This is a genomic window from Lysobacter sp. 1R34A (assembly GCF_051217035.1).
In the GTDB taxonomy this organism is placed as follows: Bacteria; Pseudomonadota; Gammaproteobacteria; order Xanthomonadales; family Xanthomonadaceae; genus Lysobacter.
Genome location: NZ_JBPKJP010000089.1, coordinates 1 through 16844, shown reverse-complemented (window position 1 = coordinate 16844; position 16844 = coordinate 1). Strand labels below are relative to the sequence as shown.

General features: G+C 67.2%; 14 protein-coding genes. 10 read left to right on the top strand and 4 right to left on the bottom strand.

The features are described from left to right. From minC to ACSAMQ_RS16455, 4 genes are all read left to right on the top strand, one after another. A partial coding sequence (minC, locus tag ACSAMQ_RS16470; RefSeq protein WP_435396694.1) for a septum site-determining protein MinC occupies positions 1–372 on the top strand: 372 nt, incomplete at its 5' end. Between the two features lie 25 nt (positions 373–397). Further along, positions 398–1207 (top strand): septum site-determining protein MinD, encoded by an 810-nt coding sequence (minD, locus tag ACSAMQ_RS16465; RefSeq protein WP_408950534.1) that lies wholly within the window; start codon positions 398–400, stop codon positions 1205–1207. A gap of 4 nt (positions 1208–1211) precedes the next feature. Further along, entirely contained in the window at positions 1212–1478 is a 267-nt protein-coding gene (gene minE / locus ACSAMQ_RS16460; protein ID WP_408950535.1) for a cell division topological specificity factor MinE, read from the top strand. Positions 1479–1766: 288 nt separating this feature from the next. Next, positions 1767–2240, top strand: a complete 474-nt coding sequence (locus ACSAMQ_RS16455; protein ID WP_435396693.1) for a hypothetical protein — start codon at positions 1767–1769, stop codon at positions 2238–2240. Between the two features lie 1526 nt (positions 2241–3766). Here ACSAMQ_RS16455 and ACSAMQ_RS16450 read toward each other — a convergent pair. Beyond that, entirely contained in the window at positions 3767–3937 is a 171-nt protein-coding gene (locus ACSAMQ_RS16450; protein ID WP_435396692.1) for a hypothetical protein, read from the bottom strand. A gap of 703 nt (positions 3938–4640) precedes the next feature. On the opposite strand from ACSAMQ_RS16450, the gene ACSAMQ_RS16445 reads away from it, so the two are divergent. Further along, on the top strand, positions 4641–6671 hold the full coding sequence (locus ACSAMQ_RS16445) for a M2 family metallopeptidase (RefSeq protein ID WP_435396691.1): 2031 nt from the start codon (positions 4641–4643) through the stop codon (positions 6669–6671). Positions 6672–6867: 196 nt separating this feature from the next. Here the strand turns inward: ACSAMQ_RS16445 and ACSAMQ_RS16440 are convergent, their stop codons facing one another. Together ACSAMQ_RS16440 and ACSAMQ_RS16435 are read right to left on the bottom strand one after the other, a co-directional pair. Next, complete coding sequence (locus ACSAMQ_RS16440; RefSeq protein WP_435396690.1) at positions 6868–7851, bottom strand: hypothetical protein; 984 nt, start codon at positions 7849–7851, stop codon at positions 6868–6870. After that, the gene (locus ACSAMQ_RS16435; RefSeq protein WP_435396689.1) at positions 7848–10040 is read right to left on the bottom strand and encodes an AAA family ATPase; all 2193 of its coding nucleotides are present in this window, start codon (positions 10038–10040) and stop codon (positions 7848–7850) included. The genes ACSAMQ_RS16440 and ACSAMQ_RS16435 overlap by 4 nt, the downstream gene beginning before the upstream one ends. A gap of 246 nt (positions 10041–10286) precedes the next feature. On the opposite strand from ACSAMQ_RS16435, the gene ACSAMQ_RS16430 reads away from it, so the two are divergent. After that, complete coding sequence (locus ACSAMQ_RS16430; protein WP_435396688.1) at positions 10287–11738, top strand: amidohydrolase family protein; 1452 nt, start codon at positions 10287–10289, stop codon at positions 11736–11738. A gap of 132 nt (positions 11739–11870) precedes the next feature. Here the strand turns inward: ACSAMQ_RS16430 and ACSAMQ_RS16425 are convergent, their stop codons facing one another. Further along, positions 11871–12641, bottom strand: coding sequence for an AraC family transcriptional regulator (locus tag ACSAMQ_RS16425; RefSeq protein WP_435396687.1), 771 nt, complete (start codon positions 12639–12641; stop codon positions 11871–11873). A 97-nt stretch (positions 12642–12738) separates the two neighbouring features. Here ACSAMQ_RS16425 and ACSAMQ_RS16420 point away from each other — a divergent pair, with 97 nt between their 5' ends. The 4 genes from ACSAMQ_RS16420 to ACSAMQ_RS16405 all read left to right on the top strand — a co-directional run. Next, positions 12739–13638 carry a DMT family transporter gene (locus tag ACSAMQ_RS16420; protein ID WP_435396686.1) on the top strand — a complete coding sequence of 300 codons (900 nt, stop codon included), beginning with the start codon at positions 12739–12741 and terminating at the stop codon, positions 13636–13638. Positions 13639–13755: 117 nt separating this feature from the next. After that, on the top strand, positions 13756–14397 hold the full coding sequence (locus ACSAMQ_RS16415) for a peroxiredoxin family protein (RefSeq protein WP_435396685.1): 642 nt from the start codon (positions 13756–13758) through the stop codon (positions 14395–14397). 163 nt (positions 14398–14560) lie between these two features. Beyond that, positions 14561–14782, top strand: coding sequence for a hypothetical protein (locus ACSAMQ_RS16410; protein ID WP_435396684.1), 222 nt, complete (start codon positions 14561–14563; stop codon positions 14780–14782). Between the two features lie 461 nt (positions 14783–15243). Then, the coding region (locus ACSAMQ_RS16405; RefSeq protein WP_435396683.1) for an nSTAND1 domain-containing NTPase at positions 15244–16844 on the top strand (1601 nt) is incomplete at its 3' end.

Here is a 16844-nt window from a genome sequence, read left to right as displayed (position 1 = left end):
TCGCGCGCGGCCGCCCCGGCCGCCGCCGCGCCGGCCGCGGCGTCGGTGGGCATGATCCAGTCCGCCCCGGTCCGTTCCGGCCAGCAGATCTATGCCGACAACCGCGACCTGACCGTACTGACCACGGTCGGCGCCGGTGCCGAAGTCATCGCCGACGGCTCGGTCCACATTTACGGCCCGCTGCGCGGCCGCGCCCTGGCCGGCGCGCAAGGCAACGAAAAAGCCCGCATCTTCTGCCGCGAGTTCCATGCCGAACTCGTAGCGATCGCGGGCCACTACAAGGTGCTCGAAGACATCCCGAAGGAACTGCGCGGCAAGGCCGTGCAGATCTGGCTGGAAGACGAACAAATCAAAATTGCGGCTCTGGATTGAAGCCGCACCATTGGAGGAACGAGTTTTGACCGAAATCATCGTAGTCACTTCGGGCAAGGGCGGTGTCGGCAAGACCACCACCAGCGCCAGCCTTTCCTGCGGGCTCGCCCGTCGCGGCCACAAGGTCGCCGTGATCGACTTCGACGTCGGCCTGCGCAATCTCGACCTGATCATGGGCTGCGAACGCCGCGTGGTTTACGACTTCGTCAACGTCGTCAACGGCGAAGCCAATCTCAAGCAGGCGCTGATCAAGGACAAGCGTTTCGACAACCTCTACATCCTGGCCGCCTCGCAGACCCGCGACAAGGACGCGCTGACCAAGGAAGGCGTGCAGAAGGTCCTGGAGGACATCGCCGCCGAAGGCTTCGACTACATCGTCTGCGACTCCCCGGCCGGCATCGAGAAAGGCGCGTTCCTGGCGATGTACTTCGCCGACCAGGCGGTGGTCGTGGTCAACCCGGAAGTCTCCTCGGTGCGCGACTCCGACCGCATCCTGGGCCTGCTGTCGTCCAAGACCCGCCGCGCCGAGAACGGCGAGCGCGTCAAGGAGCACCTGCTGCTGACCCGTTACAGCCCCAAGCGCGTGGAAGGCGGCGAGATGCTGAGCATCGGCGACGTCGAAGAAATCCTCGGCCTCAAGACCATCGGCGTCATCCCGGAATCCGGCGACGTGCTCAATGCCTCCAACAAGGGCGAGCCGGTGATCCTGGAAACCGAATCCGACGCTGCCCAGGCCTACGACGACGCCGTCGCCCGCCTGCTCGGCGACACCCGACCGATGCGCTTCACGCAAGTGGAAAAGAAGGGCTTCTTCAGCAAGATTTTCGGAGGCTGAGCTTATGGGTCTGTTCGACTTCCTGCTGGCCAAGAAGCAGACCGCATCGGTCGCCAAGGACCGTTTGCGGATCATCGTCGCCCACGAGCGCGCCGGCCGCGGCGGTGGCGGCCCCGACTATCTGCCGATGCTGCAGCGCGAATTGCTCGAGGTGATCCGAAAATACGTCAACGTCGACGCCGAATCGGTCAAGGTCGATCTGATCGGAGAAGGCGACAACAAGGTCCTCGACATCTCGGTGGCCCTGCCGGAAAACCCGGCGCAGGCCTGAGCCGGCGCGGTCGGCCTGCCGGCCGCGAACCTGCCGGAGCGCCCAGCGGGCGGCGCAAGCCGCCTGCCGGGACGCGAGTCCGGCTCGCCATCGCCGCAAGGCCCAGCGATTCGCATGACCGACGAGCGCATCCGCCGGACGCATCGGCATAGCCGCGCCGCTACCGCGTCCGCTCCTCGCTGCTGGTCACTACTCGCTCCTCACTGCTGCTTGCTCACTGCTGGTTGCTCGCCGCTCCGTACCCGCACGGACTAAGTTCCAAACGATAACACCCTGCCAAAGCGCGCCATGCTGACCCTGTCCCACCTCGCCTTCGACGACGTCGCCGCCCTGCTCGCACGCTACGACCTGCGCCTGCAGCGCGTCGACGACGGCGAGCCGATCCCGGGCAGCTATTGGGGCGATACCGAAGCCGGCCTGATCGGCAGCACCGTGTACGCCCGCGGCGACACCCCCTTGCATTCCCTGCTGCACGAAGCCGCCCATCTGATCGTGCTGCCGCCCGAGCGCCGCGCCGAGGTCCACACCGACGCCACCGACTCGATCGAGGAAGAGGACGCCGTGTGCGTGCTGCAATGCCTGCTGGGCGATGCCATCCCCGGCGCCAGCCGCGAACGCATCTTCGAAGACATGGACACCTGGGGCTACAGCTTCCGCCTCGGTTCGGCGCGCGCCTACGTCGAGCAGGACGCCGAAAGCTCGTGGCAGTGGCTGGCCGAGCGCGGACTGGTGCGGCTGCCGGAGCGGGTGTTGGCGTTGTAGCGCTAGGCAGGTCGCCCGCGCGCCATCGGTGCGCTTTCAAGTTGCCCACACCAGACCCGGCTCACAGCGCCGCAGCCGCAGCGCTGTAGGAGCGACGTGAGTCGCGACCGCACAGTTTCAATCTCGCGTCGAACGCCTCCCAGGCCCCGGGGGTAGGAGCGACGCAAGTCGCGACCGCGCAACTCCGATAGCCCGCGCCGCCGCCCGCAGATTCGTGGTCGCGGCTTGCGCCGCTCCTAACCCGGCGTCAGCACGTCGCTTCGATCGATGACATAGGCATTGGTGCATCAACGCATCCCGCGGTCGCGGCTCACGCCGCTCCTACAGGGATCGCGTCGCCGCGCTCGGGTTTCGATTGGTGGCTTTGGCTTGGCCTGGCTCGGTCTTGGCCTTGGCCGTTGCGGTGCGACGCCTCGATCTCGCGAAGGCAACAGAAAACCCGAAGGACGGCCTGCACGGATGCAAGCCGTTTTTCATCGGGACAGGGATGTCCCGTATGAAAAATCACCGCGTATGCATCGCTCGTGCGGGCTTGTGATTCAAAACAAAGCAACTTCTTTGGTTACCTTTCTTTTGTTGCTTATGACAAAAGAAAGTAACCCGCCGCTTTAGTGGCGGAAGCTTTGGGTTTGATCTTGATGTTGATGCCGATCCTGATCTTGCTAGATAGCCACGCCGCTAGAGCGTCACAACGATGTCGCGGCTTGCGCCGCTCCTACCCTGGCGAGAGCACGCGGCTACGATCGATGGCATAGGCATTGGCGCGTAAGCGCGTCCCTGGTCGCGGCTCACGCCGCTCCTACAAGGAGAGCGCGTCGCCACGCTCGGATTTCGGCCGGCGGCTTTGGCTTTAGCCTTGGCTGTTGCTGTTGCTGTTGCTGTTGCTCTTGCTGTTGCTGTTGCTGTGCGTCGCAGAGCACTCGCGAAGGCAAAAGAAGACCCGGAGGGCGGCGCGCAGGGATGCGCGCCGTTTTTCATCGGGACAGGGACGTCCCGTATGAAAAATCCCTGCGTCGGCATCGAACACGCGGGCCATTGATTCAAAGAAAAGCACTTTTCTTTGGTTACCTTTCTTTTGTTGCTTTAGACAAAAGAAAGTAACCCGCCGCTTTAGTGGCGGAAGCTTTTGGGTTTGATCTTGATCTATTGAATGAGAGAAGCGCCGCGAGACCGAAGCCGCGCGGTCGCGGCTTGCGCCCCTCCTACCCTGCGAGAGCACGCCGCTTCGACGATGGGCGTCGGCCACGCAGCCTCTGCGCGTTCCGCGGTCGCGACTCACGTCGCTCCTACAGAAAGCTAAGCAGACATTCTGGATACGAGCAAAGCCCCGCACATAACGGGCAGCACGAGAGATTAAAGAGAGAAGGATCCTGCGAGCGGCCACCGACGCCCTCCCTGGCGCCGACGCCATTCAAACCGTGCGGATCGGGCTATCCCCATAACCCTCTCCGTCTTCTTACAGCTTCCCTTCCCCTGACTGCGCCATCCAGGCGCTTACCCCCACCGAGTGCCTGCCGGCCGCGTTCTCAGAACGCGACCGGCGAAATCTGCGCGATCCGCGCGGCGTCGACCGCCGCAGGCTCGGCTTCGCTGACCGGCGCCGGCAGCGCCGATTCGGCGCGCCGGACGGGACCGGCGTCGGCCGGCCCATTCATCATCACGATCCCCACCACCGCCAACGCCAGCAAGGCGGCCATGGCGACGCGCCTCAGGTTGAGGCTGCCGTGAGGAGGTTCGACCGGCGCTTGGTCGCGCGCCCAACTCAGATCGGCCGTAAACAGGCATTCGCCACCTTCGCGCCGGTTGCGCTGCGACGAAGTCGTCGCCAGGGGCCGGTACCGCCTGCCATCGGAAGAGCTCATCGTGTGTTTCATGCCTTTCCTGTTGAAGCCAAAACGATTCCCCGTGGGATCCACCCATCCCAAGCGGCGCCGATGAACGGCTGCCGCTGGGCGTCACTTTTTCCGTTTTGGCGTCACAAATCAAATCCCTTTTTGTGACATGGGTAGGAACCTGCCGAAGACGCGCCGTCCCGAAATCTGAACGGAATCATCACAAAGGGGCTGTGCGTTGCACCAGCGGAAAATGAATACCGAAAATTTAACAATCTAAGCGGTTACACGTAACGATAATATAACGGAATTGAAGGCGGGTTTCCCGGTGCCGTCCGAGCTGAACCGCCTGAATCGGTCAAATATCGACCTGAACAGGCTCGCGCGTAACCGTTTTCAGCTCGGCTCATGTGCCGAATGTGCGCAGAACCGCGGTTGGCCTGGCTGCGCCGGAGCTTCCGGCGGGTCGCCCTGGCACCGTGGCGACGGTCGGCTTGCGCCGGACCGACCCGGCCTCTAGCCTTCTGGCTCGCGCGGCACAGCGCGGCACTTCCTGGAGAGAGCACACATGAACCATGTTCGCGCCTTGTTGGCGCTTGGCATCGCTGCGGCCGTGATCGGCCTGGCCGGATGCAAGAAGGACCCCACCCCCTCCTCCAGCACCACGGCGCCCGTCGCGCCGGAAGGCGAAACCGCCGACCAGTTCATCGCCCGGGTCAACGACGAATACAAGAAGATGTATCCGGAGATGACCTCGGCGCAGTGGTTGTCCTCGACCTACATCAACGACGACAGCCAGTTGCTCTCGGCCAAGGCCAACGAGCGCTATCTGACCCAGCTCAACAGCTGGATCGAACAGTCGAAGAAGTTCGAAGGCCAGCAGATGTCGCCCGCGAGCGCGCGCGCGATCCAGTTGCTGAAGATCGGCACCTCGATGCCGGCGCCGAAGGACCCGGCCAAGCTCGCCGAACTGACCCAGATCGCCACGCGCATGGAAGGCATGTACGGCTCGGGCACCTATTGCAGCGGCACCGGCGACACCGATTGCCGCCAGCTCGGCGATCTCGAAGACGTGCTGCGCAACAGCCGCGACTACGACGCCCAGCTCGACGCATGGAAGGGCTGGCACACGATCTCCAAGCCGATGCGCAAGGACTACACGCGCTTCGTCGAACTGGTCAACGAAGGCGCGCGCAACCTTGGCTATGCCGACACCGGCGAGCTGTGGCGCTCGGGCTACGACATGAGCCCGGCCGAACTCGCCGCCGAGACCGATCGCCTGTGGGGCCAGGTCAAGCCGCTGTACGAACAACTGCACTGCTACACCCGCTCGCGCCTGGAAGCCAAGTACGGCGCCGACAAGGGCGAGACCACCGGCGGCATGCTGCCGGCGCATCTGCTCGGCAATATGTGGCAACAGGACTGGGGCAACATGTGGGACGTGCTGGCGCCGTACAGCGAGCAGCAGGCCGGCAGCCTCGACATCAACGGTGCGCTCGCGCGCCAGTACCAGCACAACTTCGACCTGCAGACGGCGAAGAATCCGGGCGACCGCGCCGCCGCCGAACAGGCGCAGATCGAGGTCGACGCCAACCTGGCCAACGCCAAGCAGATGACCGAGCGCGCTCAGGACTTCTATGTCTCGCTCGGCATGCCCAAGCTGCCCGACAGCTATTGGACCAAGACCCAGTTCATCAAGCCGCGCGACCGCGACGTGGTCTGCCACGCCAGCGCCTGGGACATGAACATGGGCGGCGACGTGCGCACCAAGATGTGCATCAAGCCGAACGAAGAAGACTTCACCACGATTTACCACGAGCTCGGCCACGTCTATTACTACCTGGCCTACAACAACCAGCCGCCGCTGTTCCAGACCGGCGCGCACGACGGTTTCCACGAAGCCATCGGCGACACCATCGTGCTGGCGATGACGCCCAAGTACCTGCAGTCGATCGGCCTGGTCGGCAGCCAGCAGCAGAGCAACGAGGCGCTGATCAACGCGCAGATGCGCATGGCCCTGGCCAAGGTCTCGTTCCTGCCGTTCGGCCTGATGATCGACCGCTGGCGCTGGGGCGTGTTCGACGGCTCGATCAAGCCGGGCGAGTACAACAAGGCCTGGTGGGACCTGAAGGCGAAGTACCAGGGCGTGGCCCCGGTCGAGGCGCGCGGCGAAGAGTTCTTCGATGCCGGCGCCAAGTACCACGTGCCGGGCAATACCCCGTATACGCGTTACTTCCTCTCGCACGTGCTGCAGTTCCAGTTCTACAAGTCGCTGTGCGACGCGGCGGGCTTCAAGGGCCCGCTGTACGAGTGCAGCTTCTACGGCAACAAGGCCGCCGGCGCGAAGTTCCAGGCGATGCTGAGCAAGGGCGCCAGCCAGCCGTGGCAGCAGACCATGAAGGAACTGACCGGCAACGAGAAAATGGACGCTTCGGCGGTGCTGGAATATTTCGCTCCGCTGCAGACCTGGCTGAAGCAGCAGAACGAAGGCCAGAGCTGCGGCTGGCAGGCTTCGGCGGCGGGCGCGCCGGCTCCGGCAGGCGCCAAGCCCGCGGCGGCCAAGCCCGAGGCGAAGCCGGCCAAGCCCGCGCAGGGCTGAGCCCGGGCCTCGCGGCGTACGCGGCCGCAAGCGAAAGGAAGAACCGGCTTCGGCCGGTTTTTCTTTGGGCGCGGATAGGCGCGGCAGCCGTCCTCTCTGCCCTGCTCGTCCAGCGCCTCTGCCTGGGGGGCAGAGGGCCACTGACCACTCTGGCAATGGCTACGCAGACTCCGGCTATGACTCGCCAGCGCCGAGATCAGGCGTCGATCGCGTCTTCGGTGTCTTCGGCGACTTCGGCGACTTCGGCGACTTCGTCTCGATTCTGCCGAGGCGCGTCGTGTGCCCGCCGCTGCGCCAGCAAGGCGCGGTACTCCTCGAGCAAACCGTGCAGCCGCTGATTCAGATGCGCACCGAGCATGGCCGAGTACGGCTGATCGGCCGCGCACATCTTCTGCAGCACCGTCAGCTGTTCGTCGAAGCGCTGCAGGCAATCCTGCCGTGCCTCGTCGGCCAGGCCGCTCGCGACGGCCAGCAGGGACTCGGCCCCGGCCAGCACGGCCCGCGCCAGCGCGAGATAGCGAGTGCGTTCTTCGACCAGGTCCTGCCGATTCAAGCCCAGAATGTCGATGCTGGCCTTGCCGTAGACATCGTGCTCGCGACCGTCGAAACGCGGCGCCACCAGCGACAGCTTGTCTTCGGGCCAGTCGAGATGAGCGGCCGGGTCGCGCCGGGTCGGATCGATCAGCAGCGGATCTTCGGCCTCGCAGTTTTCGCGCGGTCCGGTCGCGCGCCGGCCCCGGATCGGAAACAGATTGCCCTTGCCCACCGTCACCGGCGCCTGTCCCGCCACGGCCGCACGCCCCATGCCCGATTGCGCTATGCGCAAGCCGTTGCGGCGGTTGCACAGGGCGCAGCTGGGCAGCAGGTTGGACCAATCGGCCGCCAGCCACCAGTAGCCGCGGTGCGCGGCATCGCCCTCCACGCCGGCCTTGGGCCGATAGTGCTCGACGTCGGTCGGCGAACTGGCGCTGTGGAAGGACTCGCAGTACGCGCACTTGCCGCCGAACAGGGTCCGCATCGCCTCGGCCACATCCGCACTCTTGTAGGCGGCGAAGGCGAAGCTGCCCGCGCGCTGGTCGCGATAGTGACCGTGGGCCCGCTCGAGCTCCCTGGCCCCGGCGCCGTCGTTGGCCGTCAGCGACGGCGGCGCTGCGACGCCGCGACGGTCGACGTATCTCATCGGCTCGTCTCCACGCCCAAGTGCCGTTCCAGCCGGCGCACGATTTCCTCCAACGCGTCCTCGCGCATCGCGTCGCGTTCGATCGACGAGCCGCGGCGGCGGGATTCGATATAGCGCTCGGTGGCCTCGCCGATCAGTTGCTCGGCGGGCGTGTCGCCGCGCGGCAGCGCCCGCAACGAGTCGGCGAGGCGCGCGCGTTCCTGCGCCTCTTCCGGCTTCGGTTCGGGCAACCCAAGCAGGTAGGCATAACGGTTCAGCGCCGCCTCGGTCTGCGGCCGCGCCGTGCTGGCCAGGCCGAAGAAGTCCGAGGTCAGCAACTGGTCGCTGCGCAGCAGCTCGATGTTCGGCAGGTCCTCGCGCGGCCGGATGCGATCGTCCTGGTCGCGGTACAGCACGTGCACCTCGCCGTTGCGCATGCCGCGCAGGCACAGCGCGTCGTGCGCGGTGACGATGAACTGCACCCTCGGCATCGCCCGCCGCAGCGCCGACATCACCTCGATCTTCCAGCGCGGGTGCAGGTGCACGTCGATCTCGTCGATCAAGACGATGCCCTGCGCGTATTCCAGATTGCCCCAGGCCTCGACCATGCGCCGCATGATGTCCACGGCCATCGCGAACAGCGAGCGATAGCCGTCGCTCATGCGTTCGACCGGGGTCACCCGGCCGTGTGCGCGCACCATCACGTGGCCGCCCGGGCCGCGGAAGATATCGTCGTCCTCGTGCAAGGAGAACACCTCGCGCATCGCCCGGGCCACCGCGTTGAAATGCTGCTGGCTGGCCTCCACCAGCCACGGCGAGGGGTCTTCGAGCTTGGCGAAAGGATCGAACAGGCTGCGGTTGACCGCATTCTTGTGGATGCGGTCGTGCGAGCGGAAAAAACGCCGTGCGCCGTAAGCCAGCACCATCGACGGCACCGAGCCGGCATAGGCCTCGATGCGGCCGAGCGGGTCGATCTCGACACGGCGGGTGTCGCCGGACGACAGCAGCACCTCGACGTAGGGCCGGTCGGTCAGCACGTCCCAGGAATCGCGCTGGCGCGGCAGGAAATCGCTGCCCTCGACCCGGCTGCCCTTGCGCAGGCGCTCGTCCATCAAGGTCAGGGCAAGCGCCTGCAGCACGGTGCTCTTGCCGGCCGCGTTCTCGCCGAGCAGCATCACCCCGGGCGCGTTGCTGTCGGAGGCCTGGGCAGGGGCGAACTCGAGTTCGAGCCGGTCGATGCCCTTGAAATTGAAGATCCGCACGCGCTCGACCCGGGACGCGTCCCGTTGGGGCCTGAGCTCGTAGTACTCGCTCGCCGCGCTCGACGACGATTCGGGGACGAGCGTGTGGTCCGCGCCCGAGAGGTATTCGGAGGCCACCCGGTCCCAGAGCGCATCGTGCCCGGCCAGGCGCGGGATGTCGCGCGAAGGGCGGAAACCGACGATCGGCTTGAGCCCTGCCCGGCGCGCGGTTTCCTTGGCCACGGTATCGAGCGCGGAGCGGATCGCGCCGCTGTGCTTGAGGTTGTCCAACTCGTCGATCAACCCGATCGTGACCGGTTCGGCCTGCGGATCGATCGCCTGCTGAACAGTGCTCAGCAGATCGAAGATCCACAGCCGCCGCGCTTCCACCAGGCGCGGACGGTTGAGGGTCAACACCTCGATGCTGACCGCGCCCTTGTCGGTCTTTCCGGCCAGGCGGCCGTCGGGCAGGAACGCCAGATGGCGCGCGGGGTCGTCGCGGCAGGGATCGATCAGCAACGCGCGCTCGCTCGCCACCGTCTGCCGCCAGGCGGTCATCGGCAAGGCGCGCGGGGTGTCGACCGGGAACAGATTGCGCTTGGCCGCAACGCATTCGCCGCAGGCGTACATCAGGTTGCGCCACTCGAACGCCAGCCAACCGTAGTGATCGGGGCTTTCCACGCGCGTGCGCGGATCGGCCGCGGCCAGGATCGGCCGGAACGGGTCGATACGGCTTTCGTGCGGCTGCAGACCGGATTCGCAGTACGCGCACTTGCCGTTGAACTGCGCGTGCAGCGCGGCGAACACGTCCGGGCCGAGGAACAGGGGTTCGTAACGTTCGAACGGTGCGCGCTGGCGTTGGCGTTCCTCGACCGGGCGGCTGTAGAACGCGGTGATTTCGCGGGCCCAGTCCAGCAATTCCGGCCGGCGCAACGACGGCGGCGTCGCCAGCCTTTTCACTTTCCTCATGCGGCCCCTCCGCAGGGCTTCGGCGGCCGCGGACGGCCCGGACTTTCGTGGCTGCGCCGGCTTCGTGGCTGCGCCGGGCGGCGGATCGCCGTCATTATGAACATGGCCGGGTCTGGCGGAATGGCATTCGGTCGGAGATCGCGAAGCCGAAGCGAGACCGGCCTCGGGCACAATGCCGATGCGGCCCGCGCTTGCGCCGCCACCGTCCTGGTCGCCGTCGCGGCGGCCGCGCTCCCGGAGTTCCGCATGCCCCCGTCGATCCGCCTGTCCGCCGCCTTGTTGCTCGCGCTCTCGCCCACCGCCGGCGCCGCCGCCGAACGCGTCGACCTGCTGATCCGGCATGCCAACGTGATCGACGTGGTCGACGGCAAGACCCGCGCCGACCAAGCCATCGCGGTGCGTGGCGAGCGCATCGTCGCCATCGTCGACGACGCCAAGGCCAGCGGCTACGAAGCCGCACAAACCATCGAAGCCCGGGCCAAATACGCGATCCCGGCGCTGTGGGACATGCACGTCCATTTCGGCGGCGGCGACAAGCTGATCGAAGAAAACAAGAACCTGCTGCCGTTGTACGTGGCCCACGGCATCGCCGCGGTGCGCGACGCCGCCGGCGACCTCAGCCCGAGCGTGTTCGAATGGCGCGAGGCGATCGCCGCCGGCCGTCTCGACGGCCCGGCCATCTTCACCTCGGGTCCGAAACTCGAAGGCTACAAGTCGATCTGGCCCGGCGACATCGAGGTCGGCAGCGCCGCGGAGATTTCCCAGGCGCTCGACCGGCTGCAGGGCTGGAAGGTCGATTTCGTCAAGATCACCGACAACACCTTGTCGCCGGAGTTGTTCCTCGACGCCCTGAAACAGGCCCATGCGCGCGGTCTGCGCACTTCGGCGCACGTGCCGTTCACCCTCACCATCGATGCGGTCAGCGCCGCCGGGCTCAGCTCGATCGAGCACATCGAATACGCCTACAAGGCCGGCTCGCCGCAGGAAGCCGAGATCGGCGCGATGGTCGCGCGCGGCGAGATCGACAGCCGCGAGGGCTGGAACCGTATTCAGGCCAGCTTCGACGAGGACACCGCGCGCGCCGCTTATCGCCGCCTGGCGAAACGCGGCACCGCGGTCACGCCGACCCTCAACGGCAGTTTCGTCACCACCTATCTCGACCGCGATGACCACCGCGGCGACGCCTATCTGCGCTACATCGGCCCCGGCCTGCAAGCGACCTACGCTTGGCGGGTCGAACGCGCCGCCAAGGACGACGCTGCGGCGATCGAGCGCCGCCACCAACGCTACGAACGCAATGCGGCGATCCTGCCCCTGCTGCAGTCGTCGGGGGTCGCGATCCTCGCCGGCACCGATGCGGGCTTCCTCAATTCCTTCAACTACCCCGGCATCGGCCTGCACGACGAGTTGCAGCGCTTCGTCGATCACGGCCTGACCCCGTTGCAGGCGCTACAGGCGGCGACCATCAACGGCGCCCGTTTCCTCGGCCAGGACGGCCTGCACGGCCGGCTCGCCGCCGGCAAGGCCGCCGACATCGTCCTGCTCGATGCCGACCCGCTGCGCGACATCGGTGCCACCCGGCGCATCGATACCTTCGTGTTGCGCGGCAAGGTCCACGACCGCAAGGCGCTGGATGCGATGCTGGAGGACGTGCGCGCGAAGGTGGCAGCGCAGAGCGCCGCCAAAGCCGCGCCGTAACCTTTGCCGAATCGAAGGCCAGCGCCGGCCTCGGTCGCAAGGCGCGAGCGGGAATCGTCACCCGCGCCATCCTGGCGGGATCGCGGTCGCGGCTCGCGCCCTCCTGTCCTTGAAGTCCGTCGGCAGGATCCGTCAGCGCCGGAACTTCTGCGGGGTGGTGCCGCTGAACTGCTGGAACATGGCGATGAAGGCCGAGGCGCTGGCATAGCCCATCGCCACCGCCACCTGCTGCACGCTGCGGCCTTGTTCGAGCAGCGGGATCGATTGCTGGAAACGCAGGCGCTGGCGCCATTGGCTGAACGACATGCCCAGTTCGTCGCGGCAGCGCCGGCTCAGGGTGCGCTCGGTGGTGTGCACGCGCTGCGCCCATTGCTCGAGAGTGGTGTTGTCGCCGGGACGGTGCTGCAAGGCATCGAGGATCGGGCCCAGCAGACGGTCTTCGCTCTGCGGTACGAAGCGCGACAGCATCGGCGTGGCCAACAGCTTGTCGATCAACACCCGCGCCAGGCGCCGGTCGGCCGGGGTGTCCGGTATTTCGATGCCGCGGTCGAACAAATCCTCCACCCCGGCGACGAACAAGGGATGCAGGCGCACGATGCCCGGCGCTTTCGGCAGCATCGGCGTGTAGCGCTCGGCGATGTTGATCAGGCGGCACTGCACCTCGCGCCGGTTGTGCGAGGTGTGGTCCATCTTCGGCGGGATCCACACCGCATAGCCGGGCGGCGCGAAGAACGGCTGTTCCTCGATCAGGAACGCCATGCTGCCGGATTCGACGAAGGCCAACTGGCCCCAGGGATGCTGGTGCAGGGCGCTTTCGGTATCGACCGCCAGCGCCTCGTAGCGCAGCAGCAAGGGCCCCGGCAGCGAGCGGTAGGGGTAATGAAAACGGCGGCGGCTGCGCATCTTGTCCGGGCCTCGCTACGCTCTGTCTGGTTATCGACATCTGCCGATTACCCGACATTCTAGAATGAGCCGCCCCACGTTGTACGGAACCGCCGCAATGCATTTGTTACTGCCGATCCTGGCCACGCTGATCTGGGCCGGCAACACGATCGTCAGCAAGCTGTCCGCCGACGCCATCGAACCGGCGGCGATCTCGTTCTACCGCTGGCTGGTCGCCCTGCTCGTGCTCACTCCCTTCATGTTGCCGCGGGTGTGGAAGCTGCGCGCGCAGGTGCGCCCCTACTGGCGCAAGCTGGTGGTGCTGGCCGCGCTCGGCATGGTCATGTATCAGTCGCTGGCTTATTTCGCCGCGCACAGCGTCAGCGCGATGTCGATGGGCCTGATCGTCGCGGCGATCCCGCCGATGACAATGGTGATCGGCATGTTGGTGCTGAAAACCCGGCCGTCGCCGGGGATGTTGATCGGCGCGGCGATTTCCTTCGCCGGCCTGAGCTGGCTGCTCAGCGGCGGCCATCCGGCGCGGCTGCTGCAGCAAGGCCTCGGCCGCGGCGAACTGATGATGCTGCTGGCGGCCTCTTCGTACGCACTGTACGGCGTGCTGGTGAAGCGCTGGGCGCTGCCGATCCCGAACGGCGAGTCGCTGTACCTGCAGGTGCTGTGCGGCAGCGTGTTGTTGCTGCCGGGCTTCCTGCTCGCGCCCTCGGTGGCGTTGACCGCGCAGAACCTGCCGCTGGTGCTGTACGCCGGGCTGCTCGCCTCGACCGTGGCGCCGTGGTTCTGGATGCACGGCCTGCTGCGCCTGGGCGCCGACAAGACCTCGGTGCTGATGAACCTGACCCCGGTGTTCACCGCGCTGTTCGCGGTGGTCTTCCTCGGCGAACCGCTGCAGGCTTATCACTGGATCGGCGGCGTGCTGACCCTGCTCGGCGTCGCCGTGGCCCAGTTGTTGCGCCAACGTCCGCTGGCGCCGCTGCGTGCACAGGAGTGCGCGAGCTGAGCGAACGCTCGCGCCGCTCCTACCCGGAAAACCCGGCATGCGCGGCTCCATCATGCGCGCATCGCCATTGTGAGCCTCGTCAAGTTCGGCATTGACACTCGCTGTTAGGGTCGTGCCATGTCGTCGCCACCCGACATCGAAACCTCGGCCTCGCGGTCCGGTCAGCGCCTGCTCTGGGCCGCGCTGCTCGTCGCCACCGCGCTCGTCGTCGCGCTCGCCTGGCAGGTCGGGCGCCTGCGCAGCGACCAGCAATGGCTGGTCGATCGCGTCACCCAACCCTATGTCGGCATGTACGTGCCGCGCGTCGCGCTGCAGTCGCTGGACGGGCGTCAGCGCGAGCTCGGCCAGCCGCCCGGCGACAGCCAGGTGGTGTTTTTCTTCACCACCACCTGCCCGCACTGCCGCGCCTCGTTGCCGCAGCTGAAACTCGCGGCGTCGCAGTTGCAGGCCGCCTCCGGCGGCGGCGCCGAACTGATCGGCGTGGCCTTCGCCACGCCTGAGCAGACCCGCCGCTACGCCGACGAACACCGGCTGGAGTTTCCCCTGATCGCCCACGACGACCGCCGCACTTCGGCGCTGTTCCGCGCGCGCAAGGTGCCGTCGTTGCTGGTGATCGGCCGCGACGGCCGCGTCCGCTACCACCACGTAGGCGCGATCAACAGCAAACAGACCTTGCAGGAACTGATGCGCGCGGTGCGGCCGGCGCCGCCGCGCAGCGCCGTGCAAACCGCGCTCGCCGCCCCGGCGGTGCCGCGATGAGGCATGAGGCGTCGACGGATTCGACGCTGCGGCGGTTGCCCAGGCATCCGCCCACGACGCGGCCCCGGCCGCGTTTACCGGCCGGGCCGGCATCGTGCCGGGCTCCGGCGTATCCGCCGCGGTCTTGGGAGAGAGCGTGGCGAACATCGACAGGAGCTCAGTAATGAACAAGCGCAATCGTGGTGTCCGTGTCGTCCTCGCCGCCCTGCTGTTCTCCGCGGCGATGGGATTCGGCGCCTTCCAGGTGATCGCCGGCAACGGCGCGGCACCGGCCCAATCGGAATCGTGCGATTCGTTCGCGTGTCGCAGCGAATGCCCGGAATTCGGCGGCGAACTCGGCCCCGGCGGCCCGGGCCGTCCGTTGGTCTGCTATTGCTGCGGCTGATCCCCCTCGGCCGCAAGCGTCTGCCGGCCGCGGGGGGTGGCCCCCGGCCGGCTTTTTTTATTCCTCGCTCCACATCGCTCCCAGCCAGACCGCGCCAGGCCAGGCCAGGCCAGGCCGACCAGGCAACGGCCGTGCCGGCCCGTAAGCGCCGACACCGGGCGCGGCGCTTGTCCCACGCAAAACCGCCCCGCGCCCGGCCACCTCGAGGCCCGTCCGCGACATTCGCGATCGTGTCACTGAAATTCGTGATCCAGCACACACGAACGCGTGACATTTTGTTAGCTTGCCCATGGATTCACCTCCCTGCCTGGCGTCGCGATGGGGCGCGACGACGCGGGCGGCCTTTCACCTGTTACGCCGACTCGCTGCACCGGTCGTTATGGATGACGGGGCGCGCATGAAGCCTTCGTGCGTTTTTGGCCCCGGACATCGACCGACTCTTCTCGCGAGCGTGCCCTGCGATGCATCAACGCATCGACCGGATCAAGAACCTGGCATCGGTATCGCAGTTCCGCATCGGCGCACTGCTGGTACAGCCCGACCGTCTGTCGATCGTGCGCGACGGCGTCACCACCGCGCTCGAGCCGCGGATGATGGAAGTGCTGGTCGCCCTGGCCGAACGCGCCGGCGAAGTGATCAGCGCCGAGCAACTGCTGATCGAGATCTGGCGCGGCACCTTCTACGGCGACAATCCGGTCCACAAGACCATCGCCCAGCTGCGGCGCCGGCTCGGCGACCGCAGCCGCGAGCCCGACTACATCGAGACCATCCGCAAGCGCGGCTACCGCCTGGCCGCCCGGGTCACCTTCCCCGACGACTACCGCAGCGGACTGCCGCGCGCGGCGGCATGGACCGAAGGCAGTCCCTACGTAGGCCTGCGCTCGTTCGACCAGGCTCATGCCGGCGTGTTCTTCGGGCGCGGCCGCGCCACCGCCGAGTTGTTGGCGACCTTGCGCGAGCAAGTCGACAGCCAGCGCCGCTTCGTCCTGGTCTCCGGCGCCAGCGGATGCGGCAAGACTTCGCTGCTGCGCGCGGCGGTGATGCCGCTGTTGCAGCAGGACGGCGGCTTCGACGGCCTGCATGCGCTGAGCAGCGTCTACTTCGACCTCGGCGCCTGCCGCGGCGGCGACCTGCTCGCGCGGCTCGCGCAGGCCTTGTGCGGCTGGTCGCTGCTGGGGCGGCCGGTGTTCCTGGAGACCGAGGCCGAGGCGCTGGAGCGGCAGTTGCGCGACGCGCCCGGGCAGGTCCAGTTCCGCATCGAAGACGCCTTCCTGCGCATGACCGGCCACCGCGCCGAGCGCGCCCATCTGCTGCTGGTGGTCGACCACAGCGAAGCGGTGGTCGCCGAACCGGCGATCGACGCCCGCGACCGCAGCGATTTCGGCGCGGCGATGGCGGCGCTGTGCGGCTGCCGGCACGTCGCCGCGATCGCGATTACCCGCAGCGATTTCTATCCGCGCCTGATCGAAGCGGTACCCGGCCTGGCCGAGCTCAAGGCCGGCGACGGCCATATCGATCTGCTGACTCCGCGCTTGGGCGAGATCGGCCAGATCATCCGCGCGCCGGCCGCCCTGGCCGGGCTGAGCTTCGAGGAAGACCCGGAAAGCTCGATCCGGCTCGACGACGTGCTGCGCGACGCCGCCGCCGAGCACCCGGACTCGCTGCCGCTGCTGCAGCACACCCTGCAGGCCTTGTACGAACGCCAGGAAGAAGGCGGCGTGCTGAGCCTGCGCACCTACCGCGAGCTCGGCGGCCTGGAAGGCGCGCTCGCTCATCGCGCCGAGCAGGTGTTCGCGGCCTTGCCGGCGAGCGCGCAGGCCAGCCTGGAGCGGGTGCTCGCGGCCCTGATCGTGATCCGCCCCGACAGCGACGCGATCACCGCGCGGCGGGTGCTGTGGTCGGCGCTCGACGATGCCGCGGCGCGCGAGCTGGCCGAGGCCTTCGTGCGCGCGCGGCTGTTCGTCGGCGAACTCAGCGGCGGCGAGCCGGGCTTCGGCGTCGCCCACGAAGCGCTGCTGCGGCAATGGCCGCGCGCGCGCGAGTGGGCCGGCGACAACCGACA

Bases quoted from the DNA above. Each gene is read 5' to 3' on its own strand.
- minE (WP_408950535.1), top strand. From the start codon at position 1,212: ATGGGTCTGTTCGACTTCCTGCTGGCCAAGAAGCAGACCGCATCGGTC.
- ACSAMQ_RS16455 (WP_435396693.1), top strand. From the start codon at position 1,767: ATGCTGACCCTGTCCCACCTCGCCTTCGACGACGTCGCCGCCCTGCTC.
- ACSAMQ_RS16450 (WP_435396692.1), bottom strand. From the start codon at position 3,937: ATGGCCGCCTTGCTGGCGTTGGCGGTGGTGGGGATCGTGATGATGAAT.
- ACSAMQ_RS16445 (WP_435396691.1), top strand. From the start codon at position 4,641: ATGAACCATGTTCGCGCCTTGTTGGCGCTTGGCATCGCTGCGGCCGTG.
- ACSAMQ_RS16440 (WP_435396690.1), bottom strand. From the start codon at position 7,851: ATGAGATACGTCGACCGTCGCGGCGTCGCAGCGCCGCCGTCGCTGACG.
- ACSAMQ_RS16435 (WP_435396689.1), bottom strand. From the start codon at position 10,040: ATGAGGAAAGTGAAAAGGCTGGCGACGCCGCCGTCGTTGCGCCGGCCG.
- ACSAMQ_RS16430 (WP_435396688.1), top strand. From the start codon at position 10,287: ATGCCCCCGTCGATCCGCCTGTCCGCCGCCTTGTTGCTCGCGCTCTCG.
- ACSAMQ_RS16425 (WP_435396687.1), bottom strand. From the start codon at position 12,641: ATGCGCAGCCGCCGCCGTTTTCATTACCCCTACCGCTCGCTGCCGGGG.
- ACSAMQ_RS16420 (WP_435396686.1), top strand. From the start codon at position 12,739: ATGCATTTGTTACTGCCGATCCTGGCCACGCTGATCTGGGCCGGCAAC.
- ACSAMQ_RS16415 (WP_435396685.1), top strand. From the start codon at position 13,756: ATGTCGTCGCCACCCGACATCGAAACCTCGGCCTCGCGGTCCGGTCAG.
- ACSAMQ_RS16410 (WP_435396684.1), top strand. From the start codon at position 14,561: ATGAACAAGCGCAATCGTGGTGTCCGTGTCGTCCTCGCCGCCCTGCTG.